Below are 15,998 nucleotides of genomic sequence, written 5' to 3' on the forward strand. Positions count from 1 at the left end.
AACATCCGGGGATTCGCACCGGCCACCCTCCCGCGGGCGTATGCTCCCGGCTCCCGCCCGTCCACCGTCCACCCCGCTACCCCGCTACCCCGCGTACCGCGGATGCACCAGGGTCGACGCCGCCAGCCCCCCGACCCGCGTCCCCTCCGCCGCCCGCGCATCCGCCACCAATCCCGCCCGCGTCAACGTCCCCAACCGCGGCGCCCCCTCCCCCGAGCCGAGCCGCAGCGCCGGCCGGTCCCCCCGGCCCGCCAGGATGAACCCCCAGTCGTCCGGTGCCCGCGTCGGCCCCGCCGAGCGGTCCGGCCCGGCCGTGAAGCCGGAGTCGCGGCGCCCGACACCCACCTCCGTGACAGTTCCCCTGACGCTGTAACGGGCGGTGCGAAGCCCCGCGGCACGCAGCGTCGTGTCGACGGTCCAGAAGACACGGGGCCGGGAGGAGACCGGCCCGGCGTGCACGGCTAGGCGGCCGGTCGGGGTCAGGGCACGGCGGGCGAGGCCGTAGAACTCCTGCGAGTACAGCTTGGTGCTGGCCGTGATGCCGGGGTCGGGCAGGTCCGAGAGGACGACGTCGTACGTCGCCCGCGGGGCCGCGCGCAGCCACTGGAAGGCGTCGCCCGTCATGACGTGGACACGGTCGTCGTCATACGCCTGCCCGTTGAGGGCGGACAGCGGAGGGTCCCGGCGGGCCAACCGCACCACCTCCGGGTCGGCCTCGACGACATCGACCCGGTGCACCCCGGGGTGGCGCAGGACCTCACGCAGCGCCAGCCCGTCGCCGCCGCCCAGGATCAGCACGCGGGTGTGCTCGCCGCTCATCGCGGGGTGGACCAGCGCCTCGTGGTAGCGGCGTTCGTCGCGGCCGCTGACCCGCAGGCGGCCGTCGAGGAAGAGGTCGAGGGGGCGGCCGTCGGTGCCGCCGGTGATGACGACCTCCTGGAGGCCGGTCTGGAGCGCCACGCGTACGTCACGGCCGTACACGGCGTGCCGGGCCGCGCGCTCGAAGTCGTCGACGAGGACGGCGGCCGAGGCGAGGACGCCGAGGACGGTGATGTTGGCGATCACCAGGAGCCAGCGGGCGCGGCGGGTGAGGTCGCGCCGGAACAGGCCGAGGACGAGCGTGCCCCCGGCGACCGCGTTGACGGCGCCGGTGATCAGGGCCGCGGTCAACTGGCCCAGCAGGGGCAGGAGAAGGAAGGGGAAGGCGAGGCCGCCGACGAGGGCGCCGACGTAGTCCGCGGCGAACAGGTCGGCCACCGCGCCGCCCGCGTCCTGGCGCCGGATGCGCTGGATCAGCTCCATCAGCAGCGGGATCTCGGCGCCGATCAGCAGGCCGATGGTGAGGGAGAAGGCGACGAGGAGACAGCGGGGGCCACTGGCCCACATCCCGCCCCAGTCGCCGGTCCAGGCGAAGACGGCGTACAGGGCGAGCGCGCTCAATCCGCCGACGAGCGCGAGGACGGCCTCGATGGCGCCGAAGCCGGCCGCCGCGTAGGGGCGCAGCCGCTTGGCGACGAGGGAGCCGAGGCCCATCGCGAAGACCATGACGGACAGGACGACGGAGGCCTGGGTGACCGAGTCGCCGATCAAGTACGCGGCGAGGGCGACGAGTTCGAGCTCGTAGACGAGTCCGCAGGCGGCGCAGACGAAGACGCCCGCAAGGACCAGGAACCGTCCCGTGCCCGGCCGGACCGGGAGCCGCGCGGGGCCGGCCCAGGGTGGCGGGGAACCGGGCGGGGCGGGCGCGTGCGGTTCGATCACGTTGCCGACGGTACGTTACGCCTGCGGCACGCTGGGTCACCCACACGTGTGGTGTTGAGGCGGGGGACGTTTGCGTCAGGACTGTCAGAACCGTCAGGACGGTCAGGACCGTCAGGACCGCAGAGATCCCGCCCGGTGCCGTGGCGTGGCCGCGACCGCCCGCACTCCCACCCTGGTCCGGGTGGCCACCAACTGCCCGTCCTGCGGGTACGCGTGCCAGGTCCGCCAGTGCACCTGTCCCTCGTGGTGCTGGGCGAGCATCGCGGTGAAGGCGTGCGGGCTGCCGGGGAAGACTCCGGCGAGGCCTTGCGGGTGGTCGGAGACGAGGGCCAGCAACTCCTGTGCGCGGCCCGCGAACTGGCCCGGCGACAGCATCTCGACCCGGGCCGCGAACTCGTACTCCCAGTCGCCCACCCGCTTGGCCACCCCGAGCGGCAGGGGCGTGCTGCTGCCGGGCATGCAGGCCACCGTCTCCGAACAGATGCCGCGCTCCTCCTCGAGGAGCACCTGGTGGGACGCGCCGAGCAGTCTCAACTGAAGCTTCGTGCCGGTCAGTTCGAGGTCGAGCGTGGCCAGGGCGGGCTGCGGTTCCCGGCCCAGGGCCCAGGCGAGGTCGGCCGCGCGCGTGTCGGTATAGGCGGTGTTCAGGGTCGTGAGCATGGGTCGGCTCCGCAAGCACGCAAAGAAAGGGAGGGAGGTGTCGGTCTCCGGCGGCGCACCCGGCCGACACCGGGAGGGACGGCCCGGTCAGCCCAGTCGGCCGGTCAGAAGGGGTGTCCGCGGGACTCCGAGGGGCTGCGTTGGTGAATTTCACTGAATCATGAACTGTGGCGCCGCCACAGCGTTTTTACCCAAGTTCGTGGGCTTTCCATCCCTCAGAGGGCTTATCAGCTCAACTGTTCAACTCCGGCGTGCGCCGGGGCGCACAAAAGCGGGGCCGGTCCCAGGTACCGGCCCCGCTCCGTCCGGATGCGGTTCCCCCTGCTCGGGAGCTCAGCTGCCCCGTGTCAGCTGCCTCCGCCACCGCATCCGCCCCCGCCGCCCCCGCAGGACGACCCGCCTCCGCAGGACGAGCCACCCCCGCAGGACGAGCCTCCGCCGCCTCCCCCGCCGGCCCACCAGCTGCCGCCGGCCGCGCCGCCCCCGCTGTCGTACGAGTGCGAGCTCGAGTTCGAGTGCGACCGGCCACGGTGCGAGCGGTGGGTGGGACTTACGCTGCGGCGAGCGATGGACACGACGATCACGACGAACAAAACTGCGACCAGCGCCCCCACGATGACTGTGGTCATGGCGTCAGCCTCCTTCCGTTCCCCCGAAGCGGTCCGAGGCGTCCCCCCGTGGGCGCCTCCCGCTCGGTGCGTGGGAGTCAGATGCCCGGCCGCCTCACGGCCCAAAGCAGAGTTGAGGAACTCCAGAGCTTGGGCGCAGGATGACCGGCATGACCTCCACCTCCCGCCCCCTGCTCAACCGCCGTCTCGCCGAGTTCGGGACGACGATCTTCGCCGAGATGTCCGCGCTGGCCCTGAGCACCGGGTCCATCAACCTGGGGCAGGGCTTCCCCGACACCGACGGGCCCGAGGAGGTCCGTGAGGCGGCCGTGCGGGCCCTGCGGGACGGGCGCGGCAACCAGTACCCGCCGGGTCCCGGCGTCCCCGAGCTGCGCACCGCGGTCTCCGCGCACCAGGAGCGGCGCTACGGGCTGTCGTACGACCCCGACAGCGAGGTCCTGGTCACCGCGGGTGCCACCGAGGCCATCGCGGCGACCCTGCTCGCGCTCCTCGAACCGGGCGACGAGGTGATCGCCTTCGAGCCGTACTACGACTCCTACGCGGCCTGCATCGCCATGGCGGGCGGCACCCGCGTGCCGGTGACGCTGCGCCCGCATGAGGGCAGTTTCCGGCTCGACCTCGACGAGCTGCGCGACGCGGTCACCGACCGCACCCGGCTGCTGCTGATCAACACCCCGCACAACCCCACTGGCACGGTCCTCACCCGCGAGGAGCTGGCCGTGATCGCCGAGCTGGCCGTCGAGCGGGATCTGCTGGTCGTGACCGACGAGGTGTACGAGCACCTGGTCTTCGACGACGCCGAGCACCTGCCGCTGGCCGGTTTCCCGGGGATGCGGGAGCGGACGGTGACGATCGGGTCGGCGGGCAAGACGTTCTCGTTCACCGGCTGGAAGGTCGGCTGGGTGACCGCGGCGTCCGGCCTGGTCACGGCGGTGCGGTCGGCGAAGCAGTTCCTGACGTACGTCTCGTCGGGGCCGTTCCAGTACGCCGTCGCCGAGGCGCTCGCCCTGCCCGACGGCTACTTCACGGCCTTCCGTGAGGACATGCTGGCCAAGCGTGACCTGCTGGCGGAGGGGCTGACGGAGGCGGGCTTCGAGGTCTTCCGGCCCGCGGGCACCTACTTCATCACCACCGACATCCGCCCCCTCGGCGAGAGCGACGGCTTCGCCTTCTGCCGTGCGCTGCCGGAGCGGGCCGGGGTGGTCGCCATCCCCAACGCGGTCTTCTACGACCACCGAGAGGCGGGGGCGCCGTTCGTACGGTTCGCGTTCTGCAAGCGGACGGAGGTCCTGGAGGAGGCGGTACGGCGACTGAAGGCGCTGGCGGGCTGAGGGCGCCCGGGCGGGCGCACACCGGGCGGGCGCTGTTCACGGCACTCTGCTCAGGTCACTCAACCTCAGGCGCCGTCAACCATGTCTCGAAGCCACTCAGGTACTCTCCCACGGCGCCGAGAGACACGGGCGACGACTCGTACTGCACTGAGAGGTTGGTCTCGTACAGCTTGTAGGCGGGTTCGGTCTCCCGTGCCGCAGCATGCGCTTCCGCCAGCGCTCGCACCGCGCGCCTGCGGTCGCCGGCTTCCACCGCCTCGACGAGGTCAGGCCACAGCGTGTCGCCGATGTGGTCAGCGAGTTTCTCGATATGGGCTGCCGCCCGGCGGGCACGGTCTTTGATCGCTTCCCTCTCGGCTTCGGCACGGTGCTTGGCCAGGTGGGAGTCCCGCTCGTCGGATTCCGTCCAGGCGTGGTCGCCCCAGAACTCCTCCCAGCGCTGGTCCGCTCTTGCCAAGTCCGCCTTGAAGTCGCGGTCCAGGTCCTCCTGTGTGAGGCGAGGATGCTCACCGGCGTCGCTGTCCTCGAACGCCGACAGAGGCAGAGTGAGATCAGGCACGGGTTCGTCGTCGCGCAGTGCAGTGAGCAGCAGTACGGCGTCGATCGCAGGAAGGACCTCCTCCACGTCCACCATTCCCCGCAGGGATGCAACCGACTGCTCGACGGCCATGTAGTCGTGCTCGGCGATCTGGTTGTCGAGGTCACCGTGAAGATCGAGGACCGCGCCGCCGATCGTCTCGATCTCGTCCATGCGCGCCGCGATCTCCATGTCGAGACGCTCCACGATCTGCCGCAGCATACGGACGTTCTCGACCTGCTCCTCAAGCTTGGCCACCGCTTCGGCCAGATCACCCATTCTGTGTGCCCCTGTCTCGACGGTCGTCAACTGCCTCTGACGGCAGGCTAATTGACGAAGGTTGCCTGATCCACTGCCCTCCGGCCACAGGGACGGCCACCCCTTGAAACACCGTTGACTGCCATCATTGCGATGACCTTGCCGGGAGCCAGCAGTCATAATTGATAACCCGCATTATCAATCTCAAGCAGACACTGAGCGCGAGGCCGTCGTATCGTTCTGTGCGGCCAGGAAGGCCGCAGAAGCGGAGACGGCAACGTTCGACAGTGCCGACCAAGCCGCTGGCCGAAGCGACTGATGCAACTAGGGACCGACGAGGAAGGGGGACACCGTGATCACTGACCCGCCGGACGCGACACTAGCTTCCCCAGCACCCCTCCCGGTGTCGATGTCCGAGATCGCCGCTTTCGCGCGGGTGAAGCGCCCCGTCGTGTCCACCTGGCGTCGCCGCCACCCGGACTTCCCCGCTCCCCTGTCCGAGAGCTCGGCAAGGCCGCTGTTCGACGGCGCCCAGGTGTCCGAGTGGTTGATCGCGTCGGGCCTGGGCAACGCCAACCCGGCGGAACTCCGGTCCGAGCTAGCCCTGTTCGGCCTCATCGCGCTCCGGGAGCGGTTCACACCCTGGCAGCTGGTCGAGACACTGGGAAGCCTTCTGTGCCTGCGCCAGCTCGACGGCCGGCCACTGGGCGACGACGCGAACGTCTCTCCGGCCTCCGCGGCCGACGCCGAAGCCGACGAGGCCCTCTGGTCCGCGCTGATGCGCCGAGCCGAACGGATCGACGCCGAAGACGGTTTCGTACTCCGCGAGCTTCGCTCGATCGACGCCACGGCAGCCCCGCTCGCCCGCCTCGCCGAGGACCTGATCGAGTCCGCTTACGACGAGCGCGGCGCGTACGAGTGGCTGCTCGCCGCCCGCTCCCGGCTCGGGCTGGACTCCCTCGCCGCTGACGCGGTCACCCCGGAGCTGCGGAGCCTGCTCACCCAGCTCACCGACCTCCGCGTCCGCCTCGAGCGAGGCGAGGCCCTCACCCTCGCCGACCCGCACGCCCGTGCAGGTGACCTGCTCGCCGCGCTCCTCGGCGACACGGAGGACCGCGACCGCGTCACCGTCCTCGCCGCCGATCCCGAGGACCGGCTCACCCGCATCACCCGCCGCCGCCTCCTGCTGGCGGGCGTAAGCGAACTCGACCTAGACGTGCAGACCGGCTCCGACCTGGAGGAACGCTTCGCGGACCCGGACCTCGTCGTCACCCAGCTCCCGTACCGCCCCGGCGAGGACCGCTCGGTACTCGCCGCCCTGACGGAGCTCGAACGCGTCGCCTACCTCCTCCGCCCCGGCTGCACTGCCCTCGTCCTCGGACCGGCCGACGCGCTCGTCGACGAACTGAAGAGCACCGAGGCCGCCCAGCTCCGCTCGGCCCTCCTGCGCGAGAACATCGTCGAGTCGGTCATCGCGCTTCCCGGCGGGGTCCTGCCCTTCCGCCCCGGCTACCGTCCCGCGCTGTGGACACTCACACGCGGTCCCGTCCGGGAGGCGGAAGGCATGGTCTTACTGGCCGACATCAGCTCGGAACAGCTCACCCCGGGTGTGCGCACGCGGCTCGCCGAGGACGTCCTCCTCTGGCGGGCAGAAGGCTTCCGAGGACTCGACGGTCACGACCCGCGCTACGGCCGTGTGGTCCCCATCGCTGACCTGGACCGGGCCTTCGGCGGTCCCCTGACCCCACCTGCGCCGCCCGCCTCTGTGATCTGGTCCGACAAGGTCACTGAACGCCCCGCCCTGATTGCCGAGACTGAAGCCCGCCTGGAGCGCGCGACAGCTGACACTCGAGCGTACGAGGACGAGCGAGGTCCTTACCGCGGTGCCGTAATGCGCAGGGTCGGCCGCTTGCCCAGGCGCACCACCCTCGGCAAGCTGATCACCGCACGCAGGGTGACCCGCCTCCCCGGCCACCGTATCGACGAGAAGCACCTCACCCGGGACGGCCACCACACCGTCCTAGGTCCCGAGGAGATCACCGGCGAACGACCCGTGGGCGACCGCCGCATCGACCGCCTGCTGCTGGCGACGGAGTACGAACGGGCGGCGCTCACCGAGCCCGGTGACGTCGTCTACACCCTCACGCCCCGCCTCGGCGTGTACGTCGACCACGACGGTTTCTCGGTCGTCGCGTTCCCGGCACGCGTCCTCCGCGTCAACGCCAGCGCCGCTCGCCCGCTCACGCCTCGAGTCCTCGCGGCCCTGCTCGGCGCGGCCCGTGGCACCGCCCGCAGCCCAAGCGCGGTACGCCCTGCCCGCCGTATCGAGGACTACCAGCTCCCCGACCTCGACCCGGACGAGGTGTTGCGCTTCGACGCCCTGTTGGACGAGACCGAACGTCGGGAACGCCTGCTGCGCGCCCAGGCCGACGCCCTCGCGGAGGCCCGCCGCCTGACGATCGCGGGCTTGGCAGACGGCACCCTCACCCTCGGCGAACCCCGAACCAGCAACCGTATGTAACCCATCCACACCCATCCACCGATGAGTCGGAAGAAGGAACTATGCCTCCCCGCAAGCGAGCCGCGGCAGCCGCCGGACAGGGCGAACTGCTCAGTGTCTCCAGTACCAAGGAGATCCAGGACATCCTGTGGAAGGCCGCGGACAAGCTCCGCGGCTCGATGGACGCCGCCCAGTACAAGGAGTTTGTGCTCGGCCTGGTCTTCCTGAAGTACGTCTCCGACGCCTTCACCGAACGCCGCGAGGAACTGGCTGCCGACCCCGAGCTGGCCCAGATCCCGGAACACCGCCGGGCGGCCTTCCTTGAGGAGAAGGACGAGTACACGGAGAAGAACGTCTTCTGGGTGCCTGCGACGGCTCGTTGGGACCACATCTCCGAGAACGCGGCAAGCGCGGAGGGCGGCGTCGGCAAGCTCCTCGACGCCGCCATGGATGAGGTGATGAAGGCCAACAAAACCCTCACCGGCGTCCTCCCGAAGATCTTCAACCGCGACAACGTAGATCAGAAGCGCCTGAAGGAACTCGTCGACCTCATCAGCGACGCGCGCTTCACGGGGCATGGTGACCGTCCCGCGCAGGACGTGCTGGGCGAGACGTACGAGTACTTCCTGGAGCGCTTCGCGCGGGCTGAGGGCAAGCGGGCGGGCGAGTTCTACACGCCGGCGAGCGTGGTCCGCCTGATCGTCGAGGTGTTGGAGCCGTACGAGGGGCGGGTGTACGACCCGGCGTGCGGCTCGGGCGGCATGTTCGTACAGAGCGGCAAGTTCGTCGCGAAGCGGCGCGGCAAGGACCACACCCACGACATCGCGGTCTACGGCCAGGAGGCCAACGAGCGCACGTGGCGCCTGGCCAAGATGAACCTTGCCATCCACGGCATGGACCCGAAGGGCGTCGGCGACCGCTGGGCGGACACGTTCGCGGACGACAAGTTGCCGGACCTCAAGGCCGATTTCGTGATGGCGAATCCGCCGTTCAACATGTCGGACTGGGCGAGGAAGACGGACGACAGGCGGTGGCGGTATGGGGTTCCGCCTCAGTCGAACGCCAACTACGCGTGGCTCCAGCACATCGTGTCGAAGCTGGGGGACCGGGGCAGCGCGGGTGTGGTCCTGTCCAACGGCTCGATGGCGTCCAAGCAGTCGGGCGAGGGCGAGATCCGCGCGGCGATGGTCGAGGCGGACCTGGTCTCCTGCATGATCGCCCTGCCGGGCAACCTCTTCCGTACGACGACGATCCCGGCATGCCTGTGGTTCCTGACGAAGGATAAGTCACCACAGGGCACCAAGGTGTTGGAGGACCGGCGGAGCCGTGTGCTGTTTATCGACGCCCGTTCGATGGGCACGATGGTCGATCGCACGGAGCGGGTCCTGACGGAGGAGGACCTGGAGAAGATCTCCGACACGTATCACGCGTGGCGGGGCACAAAATCGGCGAGGGACAAGAGCCTTTCGTACGAGGACGTCCCGGGCTACTGCTACAGCGCGACGCTGGAGGAGATCGAGAACCACGACTATGTGCTGACTCCGGGGCGCTATGTGGGGACAGCGGAGGCCGAGGACGCCCCAGACGCGGAGCCGGTGGGGGAGCGGATCGCTCGGCTGACGAAGGACTTGTTCGAGCAGTTGGACGAGTCGGCCCGGTTGGACGCTGTGGTTCGGGAGCAGTTGGGGAGGATTGATGGCTGAGTGGCGCCACACAACCCTGGACCAATTGGTCAAGCTTCAGCGTGGCCACGACCTTCCAAGCACGCAGAGAAGGGTCGGAAATGTGCCTGTCATGGGTGCTGCGGGCCAGAGCGGTACGCATGACACGGCGATGACTAAGGCGCCAGGAGTCGTGCTGGGGCGCGCAGGAGCATCCATGGGGAAAGCGACGTATTGTAATGTTGATTTCTGGCCACTTAATACGGCACTCTATGTCACAGATTTTCTAGGTAATGACCCCAGGTTCACTTACTATCTGCTTGATCAGATCGATTTTTCTGGGTATAACTCTGGGGCTGCTCAGCCAATGCTCAACCGGAACTACATCACTCAGATCCGGATTTCCTTGCCGGAGCTGGCAGAGCAAAGAGCTATTGCTGCTGTAGTCGGTATGCTAGACGACAAGATCGCGCTTAATGAGCGCATCGCAGTCACGGCTCGTGAAATCGGTCTCACCTTCTATGCTCAGATCCTTCAAGATGACGACTCTGCTGAAGTAGTTGTGGAGTCAGTCACGACTGCGCTGACTCGCGGCGTCGCCCCGAAGTACACGGACTCTTCAGATGAACTCACAGTGCTCAATCAGAAGTGCGTTCGCGACGGGCGTGTGAACCTCGAACCCTCCCGCCTGACTCTTCGGGAGAAAGTTAAGGCCCCAAAGTTGTTGCAGCGCAACGATGTGCTGGTGAATTCAACGGGCGTTGGTACTCTCGGGCGGGTTGCCCGCTGGACCTTGGACCTGGATGCGACTGTTGACTCGCACATTACAATCGTGCGCTTCGATGAGGAAAAGGTCGACGCCGTTTGTGCCGGATTTGCCATGCTGCGTGCCCAGCCAGAGATCGAGGCGATGGGCGAAGGCAGCACTGGTCAGACCGAACTCCGGCGATCCCAAGTCGGTGAACTGGAACTCACCCTGCCCGGCCCTGCTGGCCAGAAGGAACTGCGCCCCAAGCTGGACGCACTGGAGGAACGAGCGGACCAGGCGCTGAGGGAGTCTTTGGCCTTGGCTGACCTCCGCAACACCCTCCTGCCCCAACTGATGTCCGGCAAGCTCCGCGTCCGTGACGCCGAGAAGATCGTGGAGGACGCTGTATGACCACCGAAGGCGGCGGCGAGCGCACGCCCGCCCACCTCGACGCCAAAATGACCGAGGCCACCTGGGAGCACCTTGCCCTGGATGAACTCGTGCAACTTGATTGGGAAAAAAGGCTCGGCAAGGACCTATCCCCCGGAACCGGCCACCGCCGAGACTGGGACGACCTGATCCTCCACGACGAGCTCCAGGCAGCCATCGAGAAGCTGAACCCGGAGCTGACCTCCACCGCCGTCCACGAGGCGACGCGCATCGCCACCGACCCCACCTCCCGCGAGCCGTACCCGGAGAACAAGCAGGCCCATGAGTATCTGACCACCGGCATTCGCCTCACCTACACCGACGAGTTCGGCGCCGAGCAAACCCCCACCGTCCGCCTCGTCGACTTCACGGATCCCGACGCGAACAGCTACCTCGCCGTCAACCAGGTCACGGTCAGGGACACCGACGGCAGCCACCGCCGCTTCGACGTCGTCCTGTACGTCAACGGCCTCCCCCTCGCCGTCATCGAACTCAAAAGCGCCTCCGACGAGAACGCGACCCTCAAGTCGGCGCACGCCCAACTCCAGACGTACGTCTCGGAGTTCCCGATCGCGTTCCGCTACAACGTGCTCTGTCTCGTCTCCGACGGTATAACCGCCAAGTACGGAACCGCCTTCACGCCGTACGAGCACTTCGCGCCCTGGAACGTCGACCACGAGGGCAAGCCCGTCGACACCAATGAGCCCGGCTACGACGGCCTCGACGCGCTGAACCTGGCCCTCCACGGCCTGTTCACGCAGGACCGATTCCTCTCCCTCACCCGCAACTTCGTCAACTTCCCCCCGCCCAAGCCGGACGAGCCCCTCTCCGGCAAGCGCATCGCGAAGCCGCACCAGTACTTCGCGGTGAACAAGGCCGTGGACGCCGTCGTCGAGGCGTCGCGGACGAACGGCCAGGCAGGCGTCGTCTGGCACACGCAGGGCGCGGGAAAGTCGGAGGAGATGGTGGAGACGGCCGCGCTCGTCCTCCGCCACCCGGCACTCAATAACCCCACCATCGTCGTCATCACCGACCGCAACGACCTCGACGACCAGCTCTACGACACCTTCCTCGACAGCGAGTCCCTGCTGGAGGCAAAAGCTCACCAGATCGACACGCGCGAGGAGCTACGCACCGAGCTGAAGAGCCGCAACGTCGGCGGGATCGTCTTCACCACCCTCCAGAAGTTCGGCCTGAGCAAGGAGGAGAAGGACGCCGGCAAGTCCCATCCGCTCCTCTCCGAGCGCCGCAACATCCTGGTGATCGTCGACGAGGCCCACCGCTCGCATTACGACAGCCTCGACGGCTACGCCCGCCACCTGCGCGACGCCCTGCCGTACGCCACTCTGCTCGCGTTCACCGGTACGCCGATCTCGAAGGCCGAGGCCGACACCCGTGCCGTGTTCGGCGAGTACATCGACATCTACGACCTGAAGCGCGCCGTCGACGACGGGGCCACGGTCCGCGTGTTCCACGAGCCACGCGTCATCGAGGTCGACCTGCCCAAGGACGTCGACCCGAACACACTCGACGAGGAGGCCAACACCCTCACCGAGGGCATGGACGACGCCGAGCGCCGCCGCGCCATCAAGTACGCCACGACGATGAACACCGTCTACGGCGCCGACGACCGCATAGCGAAGCTCGCCGACGACCTCATCGCCCACTGGGAGCAGCGCCGCGAGCTGGTCAAGCCCGACATCGGTGGTCCCGGCAAGGCGATGATCGTGTGCGCGACCCGCGAGATCTGCGTGCGAGTCTTCGACGCACTGGCCAAGCGGCGACCCGGCTGGGTCAGTGACGAGGTCGACAAGGGCGTCATGAAGATCGTCTTCCACGGCGACCGCTCCGACCCCGAGCACATGCGCAAGCACTCGCTGCGCAAGTCCCAGCAGAAGGTCATCCAGAAGCGAGCCAGGAACGCCGACGACGAGCTGGAACTGCTCATCGTCCACTCGATGCTGCTCACCGGCTACGACGCCCCGCCCATCCACACCCTGTACATGGACCGCCCGATGCAGGGCGCCAACTTGATGCAGGCGCTCGCCCGCGTCAACCGCCGTTTCCGCGGCAAGCAGGACGGTCTGCTCGTCGGTTACGCGCCCCTCACCGACAACCTCACCAAGGCGCTGCGCGAGTACTCGGACCAGGACCGCAAGGACCAGACCCTCGGCGCGGACATCGAACGGGCCGTCACCGAGGTCAAGAACGAGCTGGCTACCATCAAGGGGCTGCTGGCCGGGAGCCGTTGGAAGGAGTGGCTGGCCGATACCGGCCGCCCCGACACCCGCAAGCGGGCACTCCGTCTGACCGCCGACTTCCTGCGCGACCCGAAGAACCCGGGGAACAAGGTCGAGCCCACCGCCAAGCCGCTCTCCGTCCGCTTCAAGGACAGCGCGGCCCGGCTGGACCGTTTCTACCGTGTCTGTGCGATGAGCAAGGAGATCGCAGAGCGCTGCGAGGACCTGGACGACTGGCGTCGTGACATCTCCTTCTTCAGCGAGGTCCGCGCCTGGATGATCAAGCTCGACGCCGCCCAACGAGAAGCGAACGGAGAGCCGCTCAGCGCCGAGGTCCAGCGCTATCTCCAAGCCCTCGCCGCCTCGGTCGTCGACGCCGACGAGATCACCGACCTGTACGCGGAGGCCGGCATCGGCCGGCTGGACATCACCCGCCTCAACGAGGCGCAGCTGCGCAAGCTGGAGAACTCCGAGACCCCGCACCTGGTCACCGAGGCACTGCGCCGCATGATCCAGCAGAAGATGCGCGAGGTGACCAAGCACAACGTCGTCCGAAACGAGAGCTTCACCGAGCGCCTGAACGACCTGATGAAGCGGTACATGCTCCAGCAGCTCACCAGCGCCCAGGTCATCGCCGAACTCGCCGCCCTGGCACGGGAGGTGTCCGCGGAGGCCCGCCGCGGCAAGCGGTTCGACCCGCCGCTGACCCACGCCGAGCTGGCCTTCTACGACGCCGTCGCACACCGCGACATGGCCCAGGTGATGGAGGGCGGCGACGACACCCTGGCCAAGATCGCCCGCGCCCTCGTCAAGGACATCCAGAAGAACCTCTCCGTCGACTGGCTCTCCCGCGAACCCGTCCGGGCCAAGCTCCGCACCCGTATCCGCCGCGTGCTGGCGATGTTCGACTACCCGCCGGAGGAGGAGCGCGAGGCGGTCGACCTGGTCCTCAAGCAGATGGAGATCGTGGCCGCCCTCTGGGCGCCCGCCGCGAAGTCATAACACATCGGAGGGTGCCACCAGGGGCGCCCTCCCGCTCACGGCCACGTGCGCTCAACACGGTCGTGCCGTACGGCGTAGGCCGCCGGGCCGCCCTTCTCGACGGCCCGGTGGATGGCATCACGGCGTGCGACGAGACGCTCGACCATCTCAACGCTGCGTAGCTGCTGGTTGTCCAGGTAGAACAGCACCGCCTCGCGCTCCAGGACGGGCTGGATCTCCAGATCCCGGGTCTTGATTCGCCCGTCCTTCGACAGCGGGACCCAGGACCGGTCGAGACCGTACGTGATCCACTCCTCGTCCGGAACGTTCTGCCCGTCATCAGGAAAGACGTCCCCGATGCGGTGAACCGTCCACCCGCAGGCTCTCAGCCCTTCCGCGACACGGCGACCGAGGTTCCGGTCGAGGAAGAACTCAGGCGACAAGGTGCACCACTGCACGGCAGAGCGCGTCCACCTGCTCAGGCGTCATGTCGTAGTCGTACGCGATGTCCTCGACGGTCTCCCCGGCCTCCCACAGGTCGGTGATGGCCTGGACCGTGACACGGTTGGCGGCCACCACGGGGAGACCATGGCCGAACCGCGGATCGATCACGACGGGGACGGAGTCCGGGTACTGCCTCAGCCGCAGGCTGGAGGGGAAATCGTCGCCCGGCTCCCAGGTGAGGTAGCGAAGATAGTCGGAGACCACTTCGTGGATGGGGACTTGGCCGTCGCGGGCTCTTCGGAGATCTCCCCACCCGTGCTCGATGAAGATGTCCACGCCGTCCGTGGCGATCCGCTTGGACACGAGGCCGTAGGGGGTGTCGAAGGCGTCCCGTACGGCGGTGGCCGCCTCCCTGATCTCGCTCATGCGAAGCCCCAGGGAACGCAGAGAACGAAGAACGTGTGCCTCGGCCACCGCGATGAACGGCACCGAAGGCTGCCCCCTCCGTACCGGCTCGACCTGGTGGACCAGCGGCGCTCCGGCGGCCTTGCCCTTCAGCCACGAGGCGAGGGTCGACTGCGGAATCTCAAGATAGGAGGCGGTCTCCGCGGGCGTCAGAAGTCCGTCGTTGAACCTGTCGACCATGCCCCACCTCCTCTTGGCGCCGGATTTCGCATCGTGCCACATCGAGCCTCCCACCTGCGGGTGGACCGCACACCCGGTCATCGGCTCAGCCGGCCGCACGGAGTTGCTCCTCAGCCCGGCAGCCCCGGCAACGGCCTGGTTCCGCCGAACGGAAACCCCGGTCGCAGCCGTCGCAGTTCCGCATGGGCACGACCACCGGGCGCGCGGAGGGTTCCGCGCTTCTGGCTGGTACCAGCAGGGGAGTCTCCTTGAGCCGGTAGGCGAGGATGCCGACCGGGCGGGTGAGGAAGCGGTCCGGCAGCCGTGCGGTGAGGTGGTCCGTGATGTGCGTGGGCAGCAGTCCCGCCGCGAGCCACCGGGCGACGGCCGGGGCGAGGCGGGCGGTTTCCTGCGCGGACAGGATGAGGCGGGGGTCGACCCGGCGCAGACCGGCGAGTAGGGCCACCGCTCGGGGGTCGGCGTCAGCGAGCGGGACCAGTACCTCCGTCTCGGCTGGTGCGGGCGCTGGCGCGGCCACCGTCTCCTCCGCGGGCGCGGATGCGGGTGTGACCGCAGCGGCGGGGCCCTGCTTTCGCGGCCTACGCGGCTTCGGCGGCTCGGGAGGTCCGTCCGCGTCCGGGTCCGGATCGCCGCCGGGGACGTCGTAGAAGTACGTGCGGGTACGGACGTGCCCGGTGGACGTTCGCTCGCGGCGGCGCTCCAGGTACCCGGCCGCTTCCAACTCCCTGAGCGCCCGGGAGATCAAGATCTCGCCCTCGCTGAAGTGCTCGCACAGGGCCGGGATGGTCACAGGGGTGCCATCGGGCAGGGATGAGATGTACGCCGCGACACCGACCGTGACCGCGCTGCCGCGTCGCTGGGCGAGGGCGTTGGAGATCACCGTGAAGTCGGCCATGAGGCGGGTGCGGACGTGGATCACGCCGGAGGTCGGAGCTCCGGCGTCGGCGCGCGAGGGCGCGTTAGACTGCGGATCAGCCATCGGGAAGGTGTTCTCTTCCTGATCGGTCAGGCCCTCGATCGGGACGGCAATCCCGGCCGGGGGCCGAAGTCTGTGTGCTGTTGTCGCGGCGAACGTAACCGTCCATATCCCGACCCTGCAAACCGGTCACTCGGACGAGTGACGCGAGCCGTGCG

General features: G+C 68.5%; 11 protein-coding genes. 5 read left to right on the forward strand and 6 right to left on the reverse strand.

The window, feature by feature from the left end; all coding sequences use genetic code 11:
- Window positions 1-84: 84 nt before the first annotated feature.
- Both KUM44_RS21505 and KUM44_RS21510 read right to left on the reverse strand, forming a co-directional pair.
- Entirely contained in the window at window positions 85-1,761 is a 1,677-nt protein-coding gene (locus KUM44_RS21505) for a polyamine aminopropyltransferase (RefSeq protein ID WP_217209949.1), read from the reverse strand.
- A gap of 111 nt (window positions 1,762-1,872) precedes the next feature.
- On the reverse strand, window positions 1,873-2,421 hold the full coding sequence (locus KUM44_RS21510; RefSeq protein ID WP_217209951.1) for a DUF2617 family protein: 549 nt from the start codon (window positions 2,419-2,421) through the stop codon (window positions 1,873-1,875).
- A 769-nt stretch (window positions 2,422-3,190) separates the two neighbouring features.
- On the opposite strand from KUM44_RS21510, the gene KUM44_RS21515 reads away from it, so the two are divergent.
- Complete coding sequence (locus tag KUM44_RS21515; RefSeq protein WP_217209953.1) at window positions 3,191-4,381, forward strand: pyridoxal phosphate-dependent aminotransferase; 1,191 nt, start codon at window positions 3,191-3,193, stop codon at window positions 4,379-4,381.
- A gap of 55 nt (window positions 4,382-4,436) precedes the next feature.
- On the opposite strand, the gene KUM44_RS21520 is transcribed toward KUM44_RS21515, so the two are convergent.
- Complete coding sequence (locus KUM44_RS21520) at window positions 4,437-5,267, reverse strand: hypothetical protein (RefSeq protein ID WP_217209955.1); 831 nt, start codon at window positions 5,265-5,267, stop codon at window positions 4,437-4,439.
- 358 nt (window positions 5,268-5,625) lie between these two features.
- Between KUM44_RS21520 and KUM44_RS21525 the strand changes: the two genes are divergently transcribed.
- The 4 genes from KUM44_RS21525 to KUM44_RS21540 are packed head-to-tail and all read left to right on the forward strand — an operon-like array spanning window position 5,626 to window position 13,796.
- The gene (locus tag KUM44_RS21525; protein WP_217209957.1) at window positions 5,626-7,737 is read left to right on the forward strand and encodes a hypothetical protein; all 2,112 of its coding nucleotides are present in this window, start codon (window positions 5,626-5,628) and stop codon (window positions 7,735-7,737) included.
- 41 nt (window positions 7,738-7,778) lie between these two features.
- Window positions 7,779-9,419 (forward strand): class I SAM-dependent DNA methyltransferase, encoded by a 1,641-nt coding sequence (locus tag KUM44_RS21530; RefSeq protein WP_217209959.1) that lies wholly within the window; start codon window positions 7,779-7,781, stop codon window positions 9,417-9,419.
- Window positions 9,412-10,536, forward strand: a complete 1,125-nt coding sequence (locus tag KUM44_RS21535) for a restriction endonuclease subunit S (RefSeq protein WP_217209961.1) — start codon at window positions 9,412-9,414, stop codon at window positions 10,534-10,536. Before KUM44_RS21530 ends, KUM44_RS21535 begins: the two co-directional genes overlap by 8 nt.
- A complete protein-coding gene (locus KUM44_RS21540) occupies window positions 10,533-13,796 on the forward strand; it encodes a type I restriction endonuclease subunit R (RefSeq protein WP_217209963.1) in 3,264 nt (1,087 codons plus the stop codon). The genes KUM44_RS21535 and KUM44_RS21540 overlap by 4 nt, the downstream gene beginning before the upstream one ends.
- Before the next feature lie 35 nt (window positions 13,797-13,831).
- On the opposite strand, the gene KUM44_RS21545 is transcribed toward KUM44_RS21540, so the two are convergent.
- The 3 genes from KUM44_RS21545 to KUM44_RS21555 form a co-directional block, all read right to left on the reverse strand.
- Window positions 13,832-14,218 carry a toxin-antitoxin system, toxin component, PIN family protein gene (locus KUM44_RS21545; RefSeq protein WP_217209965.1) on the reverse strand — a complete coding sequence of 129 codons (387 nt, stop codon included), beginning with the start codon at window positions 14,216-14,218 and terminating at the stop codon, window positions 13,832-13,834.
- Entirely contained in the window at window positions 14,208-14,864 is a 657-nt protein-coding gene (locus KUM44_RS21550; RefSeq protein ID WP_217209968.1) for a DUF433 domain-containing protein, read from the reverse strand. The genes KUM44_RS21545 and KUM44_RS21550 overlap by 11 nt, the downstream gene beginning before the upstream one ends.
- An 85-nt stretch (window positions 14,865-14,949) precedes the next feature.
- Window positions 14,950-15,843, reverse strand: coding sequence for a hypothetical protein (locus KUM44_RS21555; RefSeq protein ID WP_217209970.1), 894 nt, complete (start codon window positions 15,841-15,843; stop codon window positions 14,950-14,952).
- Between the last annotated feature and the right edge of the window lie 155 nt (window positions 15,844-15,998).

Origin of the sequence: Streptomyces sp. AC550_RSS872 (genome assembly GCF_019049285.1) — a bacterium.
Lineage (GTDB): Bacteria > Actinomycetota > Actinomycetes > Streptomycetales > Streptomycetaceae > Streptomyces.